Source organism: Formosa agariphila KMM 3901 (genome assembly GCF_000723205.1).
Classification (GTDB): domain Bacteria; phylum Bacteroidota; class Bacteroidia; order Flavobacteriales; family Flavobacteriaceae; genus Formosa; species Formosa agariphila.
Window position 1 is genome coordinate 1,554,360 of sequence record NZ_HG315671.1, and the last position, 18,194, is coordinate 1,572,553.

General features: G+C 31.5%; 17 protein-coding genes and 1 tRNA gene. 12 read left to right on the plus strand and 6 right to left on the minus strand.

The annotated features are described in order from the left end of the window. The first annotated feature begins 223 nt into the window (after window positions 1–223). From BN863_RS06600 to BN863_RS06615, 4 genes are all read left to right on the plus strand, one after another. Window positions 224–829, plus strand: coding sequence for a glutathione peroxidase (locus BN863_RS06600; RefSeq protein ID WP_038528821.1), 606 nt, complete (start codon window positions 224–226; stop codon window positions 827–829). Window positions 830–833: 4 nt separating this feature from the next. After that, on the plus strand, window positions 834–2,003 hold the full coding sequence (locus tag BN863_RS06605) for a trans-sulfuration enzyme family protein (RefSeq protein WP_038528824.1): 1,170 nt from the start codon (window positions 834–836) through the stop codon (window positions 2,001–2,003). 41 nt (window positions 2,004–2,044) lie between these two features. Further along, window positions 2,045–2,761, plus strand: a complete 717-nt coding sequence (gene bshB1, locus BN863_RS06610) for a bacillithiol biosynthesis deacetylase BshB1 (RefSeq protein ID WP_038528827.1) — start codon at window positions 2,045–2,047, stop codon at window positions 2,759–2,761. Window positions 2,762–2,838: 77 nt separating this feature from the next. Beyond that, window positions 2,839–2,914 (plus strand) — tRNA-His (locus BN863_RS06615). Window positions 2,915–2,977: 63 nt separating this feature from the next. On the opposite strand, the gene BN863_RS06620 is transcribed toward BN863_RS06615, so the two are convergent. Continuing rightward, window positions 2,978–3,925, minus strand: coding sequence for an MBL fold metallo-hydrolase (locus BN863_RS06620; RefSeq protein ID WP_038528830.1), 948 nt, complete (start codon window positions 3,923–3,925; stop codon window positions 2,978–2,980). A 351-nt stretch (window positions 3,926–4,276) separates the two neighbouring features. Between BN863_RS06620 and BN863_RS17960 the strand changes: the two genes are divergently transcribed. Next, complete coding sequence (locus BN863_RS17960; RefSeq protein ID WP_051774579.1) at window positions 4,277–7,069, plus strand: T9SS type B sorting domain-containing protein; 2,793 nt, start codon at window positions 4,277–4,279, stop codon at window positions 7,067–7,069. A gap of 36 nt (window positions 7,070–7,105) precedes the next feature. Here BN863_RS17960 and BN863_RS06630 read toward each other — a convergent pair whose 3' ends face one another. Continuing rightward, window positions 7,106–7,975 (minus strand): DUF808 domain-containing protein, encoded by an 870-nt coding sequence (locus BN863_RS06630; RefSeq protein WP_038528833.1) that lies wholly within the window; start codon window positions 7,973–7,975, stop codon window positions 7,106–7,108. 426 nt (window positions 7,976–8,401) lie between these two features. On the opposite strand from BN863_RS06630, the gene BN863_RS06635 reads away from it, so the two are divergent. From BN863_RS06635 to BN863_RS06650, 4 genes are all read left to right on the plus strand, one after another. Beyond that, the gene (locus tag BN863_RS06635) at window positions 8,402–8,941 is read left to right on the plus strand and encodes an acyl-CoA thioesterase (protein ID WP_038528836.1); all 540 of its coding nucleotides are present in this window, start codon (window positions 8,402–8,404) and stop codon (window positions 8,939–8,941) included. A 342-nt stretch (window positions 8,942–9,283) separates the two neighbouring features. After that, entirely contained in the window at window positions 9,284–9,583 is a 300-nt protein-coding gene (locus tag BN863_RS06640; protein WP_038528839.1) for a hypothetical protein, read from the plus strand. A gap of 56 nt (window positions 9,584–9,639) precedes the next feature. Continuing rightward, window positions 9,640–9,945, plus strand: coding sequence for a hypothetical protein (locus BN863_RS06645; protein ID WP_038528842.1), 306 nt, complete (start codon window positions 9,640–9,642; stop codon window positions 9,943–9,945). 169 nt (window positions 9,946–10,114) lie between these two features. Then, entirely contained in the window at window positions 10,115–11,464 is a 1,350-nt protein-coding gene (locus BN863_RS06650) for a sigma-54-dependent transcriptional regulator (RefSeq protein WP_038528845.1), read from the plus strand. On the opposite strand, the gene BN863_RS06655 is transcribed toward BN863_RS06650, so the two are convergent. Beyond that, window positions 11,454–13,898, minus strand: coding sequence for a hybrid sensor histidine kinase/response regulator (locus BN863_RS06655; protein ID WP_038528848.1), 2,445 nt, complete (start codon window positions 13,896–13,898; stop codon window positions 11,454–11,456). The two genes, BN863_RS06650 and BN863_RS06655, sit on opposite strands and share 11 nt — an antisense overlap. Before the next feature lie 476 nt (window positions 13,899–14,374). On the opposite strand from BN863_RS06655, the gene BN863_RS06660 reads away from it, so the two are divergent. Further along, window positions 14,375–15,151, plus strand: coding sequence for a GH25 family lysozyme (locus BN863_RS06660; RefSeq protein ID WP_038528851.1), 777 nt, complete (start codon window positions 14,375–14,377; stop codon window positions 15,149–15,151). Between the two features lie 2 nt (window positions 15,152–15,153). Here the strand turns inward: BN863_RS06660 and BN863_RS06665 are convergent, their stop codons facing one another. Further along, window positions 15,154–15,816 carry an HAD family hydrolase gene (locus tag BN863_RS06665; RefSeq protein ID WP_038528854.1) on the minus strand — a complete coding sequence of 221 codons (663 nt, stop codon included), beginning with the start codon at window positions 15,814–15,816 and terminating at the stop codon, window positions 15,154–15,156. Window positions 15,817–15,957: 141 nt separating this feature from the next. Between BN863_RS06665 and BN863_RS18590 the strand changes: the two genes are divergently transcribed. Together BN863_RS18590 and BN863_RS06670 are read left to right on the plus strand one after the other, a co-directional pair. Then, complete coding sequence (locus BN863_RS18590; RefSeq protein ID WP_169740918.1) at window positions 15,958–16,116, plus strand: hypothetical protein; 159 nt, start codon at window positions 15,958–15,960, stop codon at window positions 16,114–16,116. Between the two features lie 5 nt (window positions 16,117–16,121). Beyond that, the gene (locus BN863_RS06670) at window positions 16,122–16,505 is read left to right on the plus strand and encodes a YchJ family protein (protein WP_038528857.1); all 384 of its coding nucleotides are present in this window, start codon (window positions 16,122–16,124) and stop codon (window positions 16,503–16,505) included. Between the two features lie 7 nt (window positions 16,506–16,512). On the opposite strand, the gene BN863_RS06675 is transcribed toward BN863_RS06670, so the two are convergent. Further along, window positions 16,513–16,926: a DM13 domain-containing protein gene (locus BN863_RS06675; protein WP_038528859.1), complete on the minus strand. Its 414-nt coding sequence runs from the start codon at window positions 16,924–16,926 to the stop codon at window positions 16,513–16,515. Window positions 16,927–17,007: 81 nt separating this feature from the next. Then, window positions 17,008–18,186: a THUMP-like domain-containing protein gene (locus BN863_RS06680; protein WP_038528861.1), complete on the minus strand. Its 1,179-nt coding sequence runs from the start codon at window positions 18,184–18,186 to the stop codon at window positions 17,008–17,010. Window positions 18,187–18,194 lie beyond the last annotated feature (8 nt).

Here is an 18,194-nt window from a genome sequence, read left to right on the forward strand (position 1 = left end):
CCACCATAACAAAATCTGGTTATAGTGGTTTTCCAAAAGGAATTAATAGCATTTTTATATGGTAAATCTTCAGCTTCAGAGCTAAAAGATATCATAGTTGAATTGTATATTCAAATGTAGCTTTAACTTTTAAAATAAAAAATACCCTAAATTGGGTATTTTTTGCTTTATATGGTAATCTAAGATTAATAGTTAGGACTGAATTATTTTATACCTTTATGTCATGAAAAATACATTAATAATAGTGCTAGCAATTATAATGTGTAGTTGTAAGCAAAACTCAAAAGAAACGTCAGTTTTAGCAAGTAACAATAATAAGGTCACTGTAGAAGAAAATAATGTTATGGAGAAAGAAACTATTTATCAATTTAAAGTAAACGATTTATATGGTAATCCTTTCGATTTTTCAAGCTTAAAAGGGCATAAAATCATGATTGTTAATACAGCGAGTAAATGCGGTTTAACACCTCAATACGAACAATTAGAGGAGATTTATAAAACCTATAAAGACGATAGTTTTGTAATTATTGGCTTCCCTGCTAATAATTTTAAAGGACAGGAACCTGGTACTAACACAGAGATTGCTGCATTTTGCGAAGCAAATTATGGCGTGTCTTTTCCAATGATGAGTAAAATTTCTGTAAAAGGAGATGATATGGATGCTGTTTACAAATTCTTAACTCAAAAAAATAAAAACGGATTTGAAGATTCTGAAGTAGAATGGAATTTTCAGAAATATTTAATAGATGAAAACGGGTATGTTGTTCGTGTAGTTTCACCTAAAACATTACCGACAGACGAATCAATAATTTCTTGGATAAAAAACTAATGTCATGACTAAAAAACTAGGATTACAAACAATATGCACCCATGTTGGGGAAGTTAAAGACGAACAGTTTAAAGGTGCTGTATCTCCAATTTATATATCTACATCGTATCAGTTCGAAGATGTAGATGTAAAACGGTACCCGCGTTATTTTAATACGCCAAATCAAGAAATGTTATCTAAAAAAATAGCAGCTTTAGAACATGCCGAAGCTGGAATGATTTTTGGTTCAGGGATGGCAGCTATTAGTACAACTTTGCTAGCTTTCTTGAAAACAGGCGACCACATTATTGTGCAAAACACATTGTATGGTGGAACAAGTAACTTTATTCGTGAAGAATTTCCTAAATATGGTATCGAATTTAGTTTTACAGACGGTTACGAAGTCTCAGATTTTGAAGCAGCTATACAAGACAATACAAAGGTAATCTATATTGAAACGCCTTCAAATCCATTATTAACTATTACCGATATAAAAGGAGTGGCCGCTTTAGCAAAAGATAAAGGATTATTATCTATTATAGACAATACATTTGCCAGTCCCGTAAACCAAAACCCAATAGATTTTGGTATCGACATCGTATTGCATTCAGCAACTAAATATCTAGGTGGGCATAGCGATATTTTGGCCGGAGCTGTAGCATGTTCTAACGAGCACATGAACATTATCTGGAATGTCGCCAAAAATTTAGGCGGTAGTTTAAGCGATTTTATGGTCTGGATGTTAGAGCGTAGTATTAAAACATTAGTCCTTCGTGTAAAAGCTCAGAATAGAAATGCGAAGAAATTGGCAAAGTATCTAAATACACATTCCGATATTAAAAACGTGTATTATCCAGGGTTAAAAAGTCATCCACAATACAAACTAGCAAAATCTCAAATGAAAGGATTTGGTGGAATGTTGTCGTTCGAATTGAATGATGAATTAGATGCTACGGCATTTCAAAAAGAACTGAAATTAATAAAACCATCTATGAGTTTGGCTGGTGTAGAAAGTACGATGTTATCGCCTTACAAAACGTCTCATGGATTATTAAGTCAGGAAGAACGCGATAGTATTGGTGTTACAAATGGTTTGATACGTTTTTCAGTTGGAATAGAAACTAAAGACGATTTAATTCAAGATATAGAACAGGCTATTAAAGCAGTTAAAAAACAAGCTCAAGTAGAAGCTTAATATATAAAGATAGCAGGTGTCTTTAAGCAAAATTTAAATAAATGAAATTAGATATACTTGCAATAGGCGCACACCCAGACGATGTAGAATTGGGATGCGGAGCAACCATTGCAAAAGAAATAGCCAACGGAAAAACGGTTGGGATAATAGATTTAACACGTGGTGAATTAGGAACACGAGGAACAGCAGAAACACGAAAAGCAGAAGCCAAAGCAGCAGCAGAGCTATTAGGTGTGTCGGTACGTGAAAACCTAGGTTTTGATGATGCCTTTTTTGTAAATGATAAAGCACATCAATTAGAGGTTATTAAAATGATACGTAAATATCAGCCAGAAATTGTGCTTTGTAACGCTATAGATGATAGGCATATCGACCATGGAAAAGGGAGTAAGCTAGTGAGCGATGCTTGTTTTTTAAGTGGATTAAAAAAGATAGAAACAGAACTAGGAGGAGAGGAGCAAGTACAATGGCGACCAAAGCATGTGTACCATTATATACAATGGAAAACTATTGAACCAGATTTTGTTGTAGATGTTACAGGATATATAGAAATTAAAGAACAGGCAGTTTTAGCGTATAAAACACAGTTTTTTGATCCGAATAGTAAAGAACCACAAACTCCAATTTCGAGTAAGAATTTTACCGATAGTGTAAATTATCGCGCAAAAGATTTAGGACGTCTAATTGGAGTGGAATACGCAGAGGGCTTTACATCAGAGCGTTATGTGGCGGTCGAAAATTTATTTAAATTAAAATGAAAATTTTTTTAAAAAACATTTGGAATATCTATAAAATCGCTTAAATTTGCACACGCATTACAAAAATGCAGTTACATGGTGGTTGTAGCTCAGTTGGTTAGAGCATTGGTTTGTGGTACCAAGGGTCGCCGGTTCGAATCCGGTCTTCCACCCAAAAAGTAAAAGCCTTTCGATTTTTCGAAAGGCTTTTTTTGTGGATATAACTCTGCTGTCTTTTTAAAATTCTAACTTTACACCTTGTTCTGGAAAGATTAAATCTAAGCCTAAATTATTCTGTTTTTCTAATTGCGCTTTAATTTTAACCATATTTTCTTTTGGCGGTTTCTGGTGCGTAATTATTGTTTTAAAACCTGTTAAGGCTTTGTCTCCTGTTAATTTCTGTAATACGCTTAATTCTTTATAAAACCAATTTGGAGTTAAATGTCCAAACAATGCAGTGTCTGCTTGCTCGTTAGGAAAGGAAACTTCAATAAACATAGCGCGTAGTTGATTCCTTTTAATTAAAGGTGCAATCGTAGTCCATAAGTGTTTTAAATCCTGACTGTTTTCAATAGCATCTGGACCTGTATCTCCTAAATAAAGGATATAATCGTTGTGATGCCTTACAAGGAATGCTGTACTTTCAAACGGATTTACATGACTTAAAGGAAACGCTGTGACATGCATATCTGTATTTGAAATTGGTATTTCTTGCTTGACATTTAAAGTTTCAAAGTGATATCGTTTTATTTGAAATCCTGGACCTTCATCACCGAAATTCGCCCATGTTTGTCCGTTAAAATAATGATTTTGCATCATCGTCATACACTTCTGTGTGGCATACACAGTTTTAGAAGAATCTGCAGGCGAATTTATTATTAAGCCAGAGACGTGATCTAAATGGGCATGCGAAATAAAATAACCTTTTATATAACGTTTTAAGACTTCGCTTGCAGATACGTTAAAGATGTTGTTTTCAATAGACTTTTCTATTCCTGCATGAATGGTTCCAGCATCTAAAGCTACAAAATCATTGGTGTGAATAGGAGCAACTAAGTATGATGATAAATTAGTTTCATCAACGCCGCCTTTAACCCCTAGTGGAACGACTTGAAAAGCTGGCGCTTGTTGTCCGTAAAACATATTAGATATTAGAAATAATAATAAGTAAAGAGTAGATTTCATACTTCATTTGTTTTAAGATTCAAATTTAAAGGCTTCAGACTAATAATCAGTTGTTTTTATGTTGAAACTTAAATTGGGAGTCTAGTTTTAAATTGAAATAAAAAAAGATTAAATTATGGAGTGAATTATAGATTCTAGGCTCAATTCAAGAGATATAGAGTACGATTTTTTTAATCAAAATGTTTTATATTAGATAAATAAGAGCGAATTCTTAACTAAAAGCTGTTAAAAAATAAAGATTAAACATTAACAGTTTAATAAATTGTAAAATGTATAAATAAAGAACTTTCTCTTTTATAGCGAAACCATTAGATATTTAAGTTTTATATTTATAATCCTAAATAAGTAAAATTGATAGCAAAATTAAACCTCCTCCTCAAACAGTGTCTGTTTGTTATATGCTTAATTGTAGTAACTCAGGCCCACTCCCAGCAAGAATCTGCAAATTGGTTTTTTGGCGAAAAAGCAGCATTAAGTTTTAATAGCAATTCGCCTGTTTCTATTGCAAATAGTAGTTTAGAAACTCATGAAGGAAGTGCAACAATTTCCGACGAACAAGGTAATTTATTGTTTTATACAGATGGTGTAACCATTTGGGATAAGCGAAATAGAGCGATGCCAAATGGTTATAATTTATTTGGAAATAAATCAAGTACAATGTCTGCTTTAATTATTCCTAAACCAGGAACTATTAATAGGTATTATGTATTTACTATTGATGAACCAGGAAAATCTAAAGAGAATTTTGATGATGGTAAAATTAATGGTGTAAATTATTCTGAAGTTGATATGACTTTAAATAGTGGCTATGGCGATGTTATTTTAAAAAATCAACCTTTAATTACGTATGATGTAAATAATGAAACAGAACGTTATTTTAAGTCATCTGAAAAAATTACAGCAGTTACCCATGATGATGAAATTTCAATTTGGGTAATTACACATTTAGGAAATACTTTTTATTCATTTTTAATTGACGAACTAGGTGTCAATGAAAATCCTGTAACATCAACAGTTTCAACAAATATTATTCCTAGAGTTAATTCAGATAGTATAAATGTAACAGCCATTGGGTATTTAAAAGTATCTCCTAACGGAAAAAATATAGCTATAGCACATAGTTCTACAGCATTAGGAAGCCCTAGAACGGGAACTAAAAGAAATGGAAAAGTATTCTTGTACGATTTCAATACTATTACAGGGACAGTTACAAGTGAATTATTATTAAGTGATGGGCTTTATCCTTACGGTTTAGAATTTTCACCCAATTCAAAACTTTTATATACAACGGTTGGACATTATAATACTGATGATTCATTTCGTGAAGGTTATTTGTATCAATATGATGTGAAAAGTAGTGATATACCTGGGTCAGAAGTTTTAATTAATACATCTAATTATTATGCAGGTGCTTTGCAGTTGGCCATAGATGGTAAAATTTATCGTACCGGATACACGGGTACAGCAGGTTTAAATACATTATCTCTTATAGATAACCCGAATACAATTGGAACAGATTGTAACTATAGACATGGTAGAATACATTTAGACTACGGTCGTGCTAAATTAGGCTTGCCACCCTTTGTACAGTCTATATTTAAGTACAGATTTAATTATACGTATACCTGTGCAGGTTCTGGATTTGAAGCTACGTTTAATATTCTGCCTGATCCAAGCGAAGAAGATCCAGATTATAAAATGTCTTGGGATTTTGGAGATGGAGAAACGTCTACATCGAGCGCTACTCATTATTATGCTGTTCCTGGAGACTATGAAGTTAGTATGGAATTAAGTATAAATGGAGAAATACAAACGTATAAAAAAACAATAACTATTGCCGAAGAACCAACTTTAGATACCAACTATGAATTAATTGCTTGCGATGCTTTTGATGCAGATGCTAACGATGGTTTAACATACTTTAATTTACAAAACTTAAGTGCGAATAGCACTATTTTTACTACAGATTTAGTACAAGTCTATTTTTATGAAACCCTAGTAGAAGCTACAATTGCAAATAAATTAGATGCTATTAATGGTTCGTTTCAAAATTCAGTGGAAAATCAAATAGTATACGCAAATGTTTATGCAGATCATTCAGATTGTTTTCAAACTGTCGAAGTTAAGTTAACCACAAAAGATCCAGTTTCTGTAGGAGAGTTTACTCTTAAAGCTTGTCAAACAATAACAGAAGGTATAGCGCTTTTCGATTTGTCTGAAACGTTTATAAATAGTATTAGAACCGCGTCTGGTTTTTCAAATGATGTAGCAATTTCTTTTCATTCAAGTCGAGTAGATGCTCAAAACGGAGCAAATCCTTTGCCTCCTAATTATGAATCGGCAGATACAACAATTTATATAAAGGCAGAGAGTAGCAGTGCGTGTTACGATGTTGGAAAGGTAAATTTAAGGGTGAATTATTTTCCGATTTTAGCAGATCGAGTATATAATGTATGTCCATCAGAATTTCCTATAACTATAGATTCAGGGATAAGAAGTTCTACTTATAATACTAATTCTTATACCTATAGTTGGGATGGTACAGGTACTAGAATACCCAGTACAAATGATGAATTAGAAGTGCATGCAGCAGGAGAATATTATGTAACAATTTATGATACAGCCTTGAATTGTGATGCAACAGTTAGGGTTAGTGTGGTTGAATTTCCAGCTCCCATGTTAAAAGATTTTAAAGTAGATAATTATAATTTAACCATTAATTTATTAAACCCGGGTAATAATTTTGAATATGCAGTAGACTATTTAAATGGATTTCAAGACAGTAATGTGTTTAGAAATTTATCTGCAGGCGAACATAAATTTTATGTTCGCGATAAATTTAGATGTAATCTTATAGAAGAAACATTCTATGTATTTGGTCTCCCAAAATATTTTACACCAAATGGAGATGGTATACACGATATTTGGAAGGTAGAAGGGTTAGATCCAAGTCTATTTACGCAACCAATTGATGTTTATGTTTTCGATAGGTATGGCAAAATTATAACAAGGTTCGATGCATTAAATTCCGAAGGTTGGGATGGGACTTTAAATGGTACAAAACTTCTTCCCGATGATTATTGGTACCACTTAGTTTTACCAAACGGTAGAGAATATCGCGGCCATTTTACATTGAAATATTAAATATAATACCAATAGCTTCAGTCTTAGAGTCTTGTTCTATACTTTTTTAGGCAATATCTTTTTTATTAAAATAACGATAAGTAAAACTATAAAACCAATTACTGTACCTGAAATAAATTCAGAAATCATACTTGGTAATGCATGAAATAAATCGTGTAAATATGGTATGTTGTGTAAAAAGATACCTCCAGAAACTAGGAGTAAAGCAATAGTACCAACCACGCCTAGGCCTTTAATTACCCATGGAAGTGCACGTACTAAAAATCGGCCAAACTTATCCGAGATGCTATTATCTTCTTCGTTTAAGTTAATTAATTTTAAACCAATGTCGTCCATTCTTACAATAAGTGCAACAATACCATACACACCTACAGTAGCTAAAAGTGCGACTAAAGAGACTACGATTATTTGAGTAGTTAAGGGATGACCTACAACAGTTCCTAAAGCCATAATTACAATTTCAACCGAAAGAATAAAGTCTGTAACTATTGCAGCATTTATCTTTTCCTTTTCAAGTTTTAATAAATCGGTTTCAGATTTTGCTTCTACTATAGGTGTTATATCATGCTCATGAGGTACAATATATTCGTATATTTTTTCGGCACCTTCGTATGCAAGGTATAGTCCTCCTAGTGTTAAAATTATGGGTATCGATACAGGTAATAAAGCACTCAATAAAAAGGCAAAAGGTAAAATTATAGCTTTGTTTTTTAAAGACCCCTTGGTAATGGCCCATAATACAGGTATTTCTCTAGAGGATAAAAATCCAGAAGCCTTTTCTGCATTTACAGCTAAATCGTCGCCTAATATTCCTGCGGTTTTTTTAGTTGCTACTTTTCCCATAGTTGCTACATCGTCCATTAAAGCGGCGATATCATCTAATAATGCAAAAAAACCTGAAGCCATTGATATGTGTTTTGTGTGAGTTAAATACTAGTTTTGTTAAATTGTAACGATTTAAAGTTTAAACAAAATTTATAAGCTGTAAACCTATGCTAAAATACTATGTTTATGTTTTAAGTAAAGTAAAATCAGAAAAAAATATCCAACGTAAAAAGAAGTACTAAAATCTGTGTGTATTGCGTTACTAGTTCACGTAGATTTTAATACTTTTGTAAGTACTATTACTTAAAAAACAAGTTTTTTTACTTAGATTTAGTTGGTTTATTACTTAGTTTTTATTGTTAAATTATTTGTTTTATGGGTTTTAGCTGATGTAATTATTAGTAAATCGCTAAAAGTGTTCTAAATTTAATAGTAATTAAAGCCGATGTGTTTGGTTAACAGAAAAATAATTACATTTAAACGTTAAAATACTAGAAATCAAAAATTATGAAATTTAAGCATATAGAAGAATCTCAAATTACAATGACTCAATTAATGTTGCCTTCCCACTCTAATTTTAGAGGAAATATTCATGGAGGATTTATTTTAAATTTGATGGATCAAATTGCGTTTGCTTGTGCTTCAAAACATTCCGAACATTATTCGGTTACAGCTTCTGTAAATAAAGTAGATTTTTTAAATACCATTGCGGTAGGCGAGTTGGTCACTTTAAAAGCATCCATTAATTATACGGGACGAACTTCTATGGTGGTAGGTTTACGTGTAGAATCTGAAGATATACATACAGGAGTTATTAAACACTGTAACTCGTCTTATTTTACTATGGTTGCAAAAGATAAAGATTATAATAGTGTTGAAGTCCCTGGTTTAATTTTAGATACAGAAGATAGTATAAGACGATTTGCTAGAAGTATAAAAAGGCAAAAACAGGCGCGTAAACGAAGTGAAAATTTTAATTCTACCGATTTTAAAATTGAAGAATATTTAGAAGAAGTAAGAGAGCATAACGTACAAATTACGTTATAAATCATATATTATAAGTTTAAAGTAAGCAGATATCTAAAGTTTAGGTCTCTGCTTTTTTTATGTGTTTTTTCGAATTAAATGAGTTCCTCTAATAATTCAAAATCAAAGCAACAGTAAGTTGTATATACATAGTGTGTAAAAAGTGTGTAATTTTTTCACAGGAAACACATCTGTTTTACACACATTTCCCAAACCTAGAATAAACAATTATATCTTAAATTTTAATAAATCCCTTGTGTGTGCTGCATTTACAACGTTTGAATTAAAAAGTTTTGTACATGGCATGCTTATTTCATATTACTAATCAGAACAAATAAACAAACGATTTTAAATCTTAGAAATATGAAAAATATAATAATAGCATCGGCATTAGCTGTAGGAGGAGGAGCCTACGCTACATCTCCACAAACCATATTTTTTCACGACGGAATTATGGATACGATATTTCAAGAAGATTTTATACCTATGTCATTAACAGATTTGCCAATAGCTGTTATAGATTCTATAACCAAGGATTATGGTATTGATAATGTTGACGCAGTGTATAAAAATGATTTAAATGAATATAAACTTGATCTTAATATTAATGATCAAATTGAAACCGTTTATAAAGATGAAAACGGACATTGGATAAAAAAATAAAATTGAGTAACCAGAATAAATAGAGTAACCAGATTATTAATTAAAATTTTTAAATTATGAAAAATGTATTTTTAACATTAGTATTTGCAGCAGTAGTTTTAAGTAACATGTCATTTTACGCGGCTTCTCCGGTGGTCTTAAAATTTGAAGATGGTGTGTTTGTTTTGCAAGATGAGTATAAAGAAATTAAAGTAACCGAATTACCAAAAGCAGTAACAGATGCTGTAGCAACAGATTTTTCTAAAGCTACAATCGCCAAAGCTTACGTAAATGAAGCTATGGAATACAAATTAGAACTTACTATGGATGGTACTATGGAAACGGTGCATGTAGATGCTAAAGGAAATTGGATAAAAAAATAGTAAACACCAATTAACCATTTTTTTACTATACAATCTAATGAATAACGCAATTGAAATTAGGAATAATACAATTTCAATTGCGTATCCATATAAAGAGGACGTTTTATTAAAACGCCCTCTTTTTTTTGCTTAATTTTATACCTTAATACTTATACTTTTTAAACAATATATGAAGTCAATCCTTTTAATAGAAGATGATGTTGCTTTCTCTAATATGCTAAAACGTTTTTTAGAGAAGCATAACTATGGCGTATCAATAAGTTATGGTTTTGAAGATGCCAAAGCCATTATATTAAAAGATGATTTCGATTTAATTTTTACTGATTTAAGATTGCCAGATGGCGACGGATTAGAGTTGTTGGAAATAGTAAAACAGCACAAAGAAAAAACACCTGTAATTTTAATGACCGGTTATGCCGAAGTGTCTACAGCTGTAAAAGCAATGAAGCAAGGCGCTATAGACTATATCTCTAAACCCTTTAATCAGGATGAAGTTTTACACGTTATAAATAACGCTTTAAATTCTGCACCAATTGTAGAGTCTAAACCTAAACCTACTGAAAAAAAGGAGAGTCTCTCTAACTCCGAATTTGTTACTGGAATTAGCTCTACTTCAAAAAAATTAAGTGAATACATTCAACTTGTTGGACCTACAGATATGTCGGTTTTAATTACTGGTGAAAGCGGAACAGGTAAAGAAGTTGTTGCAAAGTCTATTCATAATATAAGTTCAAGAAAAAATAAACCTTTTGTGGCTGTAGATTGTGGTGCTATTCCAAATGAAATTGCTGCAAGTGAATTTTTCGGGCATAAAAAAGGGTCTTTTACAGGCGCTATTAGCGATAAGAAAGGACACTTTGAATCGGCTAACTTCGGAACATTGTTTTTAGATGAAGTTGGAAATTTATCTTACGAAAATCAAATTCAACTGCTTAGAGCATTGCAAGAGCGTCGTGTAAAACCTATTGGAAGTAGTGAAGAAATAGAAGTAGATATTAGATTGGTTACCGCAACTAACGAAGATTTGTTAAAAGCAGTTGAAGCAGGAGACTTTCGTGAAGATTTATACCACAGATTGAATGAATTTACAATCAAGATTCCAAATTTAAGCGAGCGTAAAGATGATATTATAATTTTTGCAGATTACTTTTTAGATAAAGCTAATGTGCAGCTAAATAAAAATGTTATTGGATTTACAGACGAAGTTTTAAATATATTTCATAATTACTCTTGGCCTGGAAACTTAAGAGAGTTTGGAAATGTGGTTAAGCGTGCCACCTTATTAACGACAGGCGATTTTATAGAACAAAGTGTTTTGCCTGCTGAGTTAAAATTAGGGTCAAGCCAGGGTAGTACAGCTGTGCAGTCCAAAAACTTTTCAACAAAAGACAACGAAAAAGATTTAATTATTCGCGCTTTAGAGCAAGCTAATAACAATAAAACTCACGCAGCTAAACTTTTAAATGTGACTCGAAAAACACTTTATAACAAAATAAAAGAATACGGTATTAATCTATAAATTTCTCCATTTCCGCTACGGTTAAAGCGGTGTGTTCTAATAGGTTTTTAAATGTTGAATCCAGTTCAGAATCATTAATATCTTTCAACTTATCTAAATACGTTAACGACGGAATAACCTTTTTAATTTCCAATTGCTTGAACATGGTCAGCATTTTATGACTTGTAGCATGAATGGTCTCTAAATCTCTGTTTTCTACACCAGATTTAAGCGTTTCTATATTAATTTCTGTTTCGTTTAAAAACAGTTGAAGAGTATCTTTTAAAGATTCGATATCGTTATTTAAAAACGAACTAATGGGTGCTAAATTAAAATGCTTAAAATTCTGAATGTCTACTGCAGCAGGAGGTTCAATTTCTAATTTTAAATCCGCTTTCGGCAACCATTTACTCACAGTTGCAATTAATTCTTTTGCTCCGTAAGGTTTAAAAATGATATCAGAAAACCCACTTTCCTTGTATATATCACCTTTTAAATCTTTTCGTCCTGTAGATGCAATTATAGGTTGCTGTTTATAAAAACTTGAAGATTTTAAGATTTCCATAAAATGAAACCCATTCATTTTAGGTAATTGTATGTCGGTAATAACTAAATCGTAAGGTAGGTTTTCCATTGCTTTTAACGCTTTTTTAGCTGTTTCGAAAGCTGTAACTTTAAGTTTTTTATCTTGAAGAATATCTGTTAACAATTGTCTAAGTGTGGCATCGTCATCAATAACAATAACGTGAGAATGAGCTGCTATATTTATGTGTTTAGGTTTTAATTTTGCAATAGGTTTAACGCTGTATTCTACAGGAAGTGTCAGTATAAAAGTACTTCCCTTTTTTTCTTCACTAATAAACGATAATTCGCCATCTAATAAGTTTGCTAGCTTTTTAGAAATGGTTAAACCTAATCCAAAACCATCATATTTCTTTTCATTTTCACCTTCAATTTGAGTGAATTCTTGGAAAATAATAGGTTGTTTTTCTAACGGAATCCCGATACCTGTATCCGATACACGAATTTGTAGAAACTGTTTTCTTTCGGCATTTTTAAAAGATTTTGTTTCAATCTTAATTTCACCAGAGTCTGTGAATTTATATGCATTTCCTACCAGGTTATACAGAATTTGGCGTACGCGAAAAGGATCTCCAAGAATAGATTTTTCTATGTTAGAGGTGTATTCTACATTTAGTTTAATGTCTTTATCTGGATAAACAGATTTTACACTAACCATGACTTCGTCTATAATAGGATTTAATAAAAACGGAATCTTCTCTATAGAGATAGTGCCGCGTTCTAGTTTAGAGAATTCTAAAAGGTCATCTACCAAATCTTTCATGTATTTAGACGATTTAGAGATTCTATCTATATAGTATTTAGATTTGCTATCGGTAGAAATTTTTGCCAGTAAATCGGTATAACCCGTTACAGTACTTAAAGGCGTTCGTAAATCGTGACTAACCATAGAGATTAATTGTTCACGACTTTGTAGTAAAGAGTTTGTATAGGCATTGGCCTTTTCTAATTCTTTTCTGTATTTCTGACTTTTCCAAAAATCGTTTAAAATGATAAAGGAAAATAAAATAATTAGAATTGAACCTACTATAGTAGACAGGATTAAAATTTTAGAACTTTTGTTTAAAGCAGAATCACGTTCTTTATTTAGTTTTTCTGAATGTAATAGGATCTCGTTTTCTAAATTAAAGAGCAAGTTTCTCAAGCTTTTAGAGACATTTAAATCACTTTTTAATAGTGAATTTTCTTTAGCAGATAAGTTGTTTTTCTGAATTAAAGCATCTCTTTTCACCTCCTTTAGCATTTCTCTTGCAGCAATTACAATAGAATCTAATCGGTTTTCACTTTTTAGTTCGTCTTGTTCTTTCGGTCTGTATTTATTTACAATGGCAATGTATTCTTCAATTGTTTTTTTACGTTCTGGTGTTAAAGCATCTGGGTCTTCTGCAAAATCATGTATAGTTAAACGGCCTACAGAGCTCTCAATTGTATTTATTTTTTGTAACGCTTTTTCTATAGATTTTTCAGAAATATCATCTTCTTTAATACGCTTAAGGGCTCCAATATTTTCAAACTTTACAGCAATTAACTGCTTAACACTATCTAATAAGAGGATTTGATGTTCGTTAACTAGTTTAGTTTTTAAACTATCTATGTCGTCGTTTAATAAATGATTTTTATATATGTAATTATTATACTGCGCTTGGGAACCACTTTGTATTGCTGCTCTAGCAATACTTTCATTCTCATAGATATTGGCAATTAAATTTCCAACAGCAATAACTTTATTTCGATCACTAATATCTTCACGTTTTAGGTTTAAGAAGTTCTTAATTTCTGTAAAGACTAAAAAAATGGTTGTAACAGCAACTGTGGCTAAAATGACATAACCAATAATTACTTTTAAAGTTATTTTTCTGTTAGATTTTTCCATTTTGTAAAATTAGTGAATAGAAAGGTGATTATAAGGTATACGTGTGATTTTTGAATTAGAAATATCAATTATTTAACTAAATGTGTTTTATCAATGTAGGAGTTATTATTTACAAGAAAACTTTTTACTTAAAATTAAAAACAGATCAGGGAGAATTGATAAAAAAAATAATAAAATTATAGATTCTTCATATAATTTTTAATGTTATTTCATTAATATGATGTAATAATAGCTCTTATTTTATGTTTTTGATGAATTTCTGAAATTTATTTCAACTCAAACTTTTTGATAACCAAAGGGTTGAAAAAAAGAATGAAAATTTACGGGAAAACCGTAAGTCTATTAAATTAGTATAGTTTACATTTGTTACAGCTATTAGTTAATTAGGGGGTATTACTAAGCGGTAATACAAATTAGGCACATGGTATTTTCCATGTGTCTTTTTTTTGCAGATTTAATACATTAGCTTTGTATTCATGATTCCGAAAAAAGTAATTTTGGCTTTAATTATAGTGTGTAGTTCTGCGCTAATTTTTGCCATTTATTATTTTAGAATAGACTTAAGTATAATGTACCATAGGCTAAGTCAGGAGTCAAGTACAGCAGATTCAAAAAATGAGTCTATATTTAAACGCTATCCAAGATCTTTATATGGCGTAGACTTATCTCACTACCAAGGAACCATAGATTGGAAATTAGTTAACTACATTAACGATAGCATACCAATTGCCTTTATTATTATACGAGCAACCATGGGAATCGATGGTTTAGATAGTACGTATATAACACGGTGGGAGACTATTAAAGAAAAAGGAATTATTCGGGGTGCGTATCATTATTACAGACCAAACCAACACTCTTTAAGCCAGTCCAAACAGTTTAAAGCACACGTACGTTTAAGACCTGGAGATTTTCCACCTATTTTAGATATCGAAAATTTATCTACAATTCAATCGGTTGAGAATTTAAAAAAAGGAATCAAAAAATGGTTGGTCGACGTAGAGCTCCACTATGGTGTAACTCCAATAATCTACACTGGCGACCACTTTTATAGGAAGCATTTAAACACACCAGAATTTGATAAATATCCCATTTGGATTGCTAATTACGGTAATTATGCAGAACCATTTACAAAGCCATGGAGCATCTGGCAATTTACCGAGCAAGGACAAATCGAAGGTGTAGAAGGTTTTATAGATTTAAACGTTTTTAAAGGAACGTATCCTGATTTAAAAGCATTATTAATCAAGTAATTTTAATTTTCGAATTCCGATTTTATACGCTCAAACTTAATCTCGTTAAAATCTGAAATCAATTTATTAGCCAAAGTATAATCTTGATTTTTAGAATGCGGACTTTTGTAAGCCACACAGTAAATCCCTGCAGTATGCGATGCTTTTATGCCGCTTGTAGAGTCTTCGATAACCATACATTCTGAGGGCGCAAAGCCTGCTATTTCTGCGGCACGTTCAAATATCTCGGGATGTGGTTTAGACGCTTCTAAATCTGCTCCAGAAATGCGACCTTTAAAATATTGGTCTAATTCAAAACGCGTAAAAACATCATGAATTGTAATTTGCGATGCCGACGATGCTAAGACCAATGTAATTCCGTTATTATAATAATTCTTAATTAAATCGAGAACACCAGGTAAAAGATCTAAATCGGGGTCGTTTTTAAATAACTTTTGAAACGCTTTTCGTTTTAATTGTACTAATTCTTCGGGAGCATTTTGTAAACCAAAATGTTCGCAGATTCCGCGACACGTACTAATTGTAGAACGGCCTGTGTAACTTTGGTATAATTCAAGAGGGACTTCAACATTAACAGTTTTAAACATATCGTAATATGCTTTATAATGTAACGGTTCGGTATTTACAATAACACCATCCATATCGAATAAAACTGCTTTTAACATATCCTTCTTTTTGTTTACGAAGATATAAAAGCATTTTAGGTTAGGTGATAAGAAATCATTAAAATTAATTTGAATTAATTATTGAATTTATAGAATCTACGCATTTTTTAAATCGTAATTTTGAAGTGAAATTCTAAAGCAATGGCTAAAAAAGGTAAAGAGAAGAATACTAAGAATAAAGCGAAACATTCTAAATTAATGGATCGTAAGAAGAATAAACTGCGTATAGAAAAAGAATTACATAAGGAGCGTTTAAAAGCTATTGTTAAGAAATCTCAAGAAAATCAATCTAATTCTTAAGCGTTATGAAATGTCCTTGTTGTAGCGGGAAAATGTATAATAATTGTTGTGAACTTGCACACGATAATATCTTGCAAGTTAAAACAGCCGAAGCATTAATGCGTTCTAGATATTCTGCTTTTGTATTTGCAAATGGTGAGTATTTAATGGAAAGTCATTATAAAAAAACACGACCACTAAAAGAAAAAAAGGCCATAGTAAAATGGGCGAAATCTGTAGATTGGATAAAGTTAGATATTATTAATACAACCAAAGGTTTAGAACCTGACACAGAAGGTACCGTAGAATTTAAAGCGATTTTTCAAGAAGAAGGCGAATTACAAATGATTCACGAAAACTCTCGATTTATAAAAGAAAATGACTGTTGGTTTTATGTTGATGCTATATAGATTATAACTATTCTAATACGGCATATCCAAAATTCACAGAAAAATCGACACACCAAACAATAACATAGTTATAGGTTTCGATATCTGTATTATTAGGGATTTGATACGTATAATTACCATCTAATCCTTTTAATACTCCTAAACTAATATAGTCTTCTACTTGTAAATTCGTTGATAAATAGAGTTCTAGTAATGGGCCACTATCCGATTTAAAATTTGTGAGTGTTAGCGTTTTTCTATCTGCAGAAACTGTAGCTATTCCTGAAGTAGGATGTGCCGAACTTACAAAATCACCAACCACTTCTGTGATTTCTTCGTTTTCTTGTTCCATGTCACTGTTGTTGGCAGAAGCATCGTCGTTAGAAGAACAGCTTGCTAAAAACATAGCTAAAAGTAATAGAATTAAAAATTTAAGTTTCATAAAAAAAGGAGTTGATTTATTTAAAAGTCGATAAAGTATTGATATACTTACTCTTGTAATATAATATATTATTTGATATACTTATGCCTTCTTACAAATCAGTACTATTTTATTGGAGTCTAAATCGGTTGTAAAAAACAGATATAGATCGCCGCCATCTTTAATTTTTAGTTTTTTTCGTAAATCGGAAACGGAGTCTTGAAAGTTTCGTGTCGTGATGTTTGCTTTCTTAATACCTTCTTTCTGAATTGCTTTTTTGTTAAATGGAATGGTTTTTACAATTTGAAATATACGACCTGGAAATGCTGTTTTTCCTTCAGAAGTATATAAATGCGAATGCTTATGAAGTTTAAATAGATTAAGTTGATCTGCAATAGAATTAAAAGCACCAGCTTTTAAAATCGCAGAGTTAGGCTCATATAGATAGTTTAAAGGTTTACTGTAAGCGACATTTAAATTACCTTCTAATTCTAGAGGAAAATTGAATGTTTCTACAGTTGTTTTGGTAATGTTTGCCGTGTGAATTGTAAAAGATTCTGTCGCATTTTTATCCAGAACCCATAGTAATTCTTTAACATCGTTGTTTAATGCAATGACATATACTGATTTTACAAATTTTAATTCTTGAGTACCAATAGCAATATCTAATAGGGGAGACGTTTTTACTAGGATTTGCTTTCCGTGTTTAAATAATACATCTAATTGTTCAGGTACATTTGGTAAGCAATCGTTAAGGAAAAATACTTTCCCTTTACTATCATGACGCCTAGAAGGATCTACGTAAATCCAATCGAAAACCTTTGTTGTGTTTTTTAAATATGTAATTCCGTTTTCGGCAACAGTTTCAATATTATCGATTTGTAATTGCTTGTAATTATGAGCAACTATGTTGCTTAAATCGGAATTAATTTCGCAATGCGTTACCTGTTTAAAACGTTTGGAAAATGCAAAACAATCGACTCCAAATCCGCCAGTTATATCTAAAATAGAAACTCCAGATAGTAAAGCAGCTTTGTAATTTGCTGTGTGTTCTGAAGATGTTTGTTCTATATTTAATTTATTCGGATAGTAAATATTGGGTGTATTATACCAACTTTCTAGCTTAGAAATACAGCGACTTTTGGCTTCAATTTGTTCCACAATTTCTCGCGTTTCTACACCTTCAAAAGGAGTTCCTTTTAGGAGAATAGAACTAATATTCGATTTTAAATTTTCATTTATAAATCTTTGAATTTCAGTATTTAAAATAGATGTGTTCAAAAAAGAAA

Excerpts from the sequence above, each read along its gene's own strand:
- BN863_RS06600 (WP_038528821.1), top strand. The coding sequence starts at position 224 with ATGAAAAATACATTAATAATAGTGCTAGCAATTATAATGTGTAGTTGT.
- BN863_RS06605 (WP_038528824.1), top strand. The coding sequence starts at position 834 with ATGACTAAAAAACTAGGATTACAAACAATATGCACCCATGTTGGGGAA.
- bshB1 (WP_038528827.1), top strand. The coding sequence starts at position 2,045 with ATGAAATTAGATATACTTGCAATAGGCGCACACCCAGACGATGTAGAA.
- BN863_RS06620 (WP_038528830.1), bottom strand. The coding sequence starts at position 3,925 with ATGAAATCTACTCTTTACTTATTATTATTTCTAATATCTAATATGTTT.
- BN863_RS06630 (WP_038528833.1), bottom strand. The coding sequence starts at position 7,975 with ATGGCTTCAGGTTTTTTTGCATTATTAGATGATATCGCCGCTTTAATG.
- BN863_RS06635 (WP_038528836.1), top strand. The coding sequence starts at position 8,402 with ATGAAATTTAAGCATATAGAAGAATCTCAAATTACAATGACTCAATTA.
- BN863_RS06640 (WP_038528839.1), top strand. The coding sequence starts at position 9,284 with ATGAAAAATATAATAATAGCATCGGCATTAGCTGTAGGAGGAGGAGCC.
- BN863_RS06645 (WP_038528842.1), top strand. The coding sequence starts at position 9,640 with ATGAAAAATGTATTTTTAACATTAGTATTTGCAGCAGTAGTTTTAAGT.
- BN863_RS06650 (WP_038528845.1), top strand. The coding sequence starts at position 10,115 with ATGAAGTCAATCCTTTTAATAGAAGATGATGTTGCTTTCTCTAATATG.
- BN863_RS06655 (WP_038528848.1), bottom strand. The coding sequence starts at position 13,898 with ATGGAAAAATCTAACAGAAAAATAACTTTAAAAGTAATTATTGGTTAT.
- BN863_RS06660 (WP_038528851.1), top strand. The coding sequence starts at position 14,375 with ATGATTCCGAAAAAAGTAATTTTGGCTTTAATTATAGTGTGTAGTTCT.
- BN863_RS06665 (WP_038528854.1), bottom strand. The coding sequence starts at position 15,816 with ATGTTAAAAGCAGTTTTATTCGATATGGATGGTGTTATTGTAAATACC.
- BN863_RS18590 (WP_169740918.1), top strand. The coding sequence starts at position 15,958 with ATGGCTAAAAAAGGTAAAGAGAAGAATACTAAGAATAAAGCGAAACAT.
- BN863_RS06670 (WP_038528857.1), top strand. The coding sequence starts at position 16,122 with ATGAAATGTCCTTGTTGTAGCGGGAAAATGTATAATAATTGTTGTGAA.
- BN863_RS06675 (WP_038528859.1), bottom strand. The coding sequence starts at position 16,926 with ATGAAACTTAAATTTTTAATTCTATTACTTTTAGCTATGTTTTTAGCA.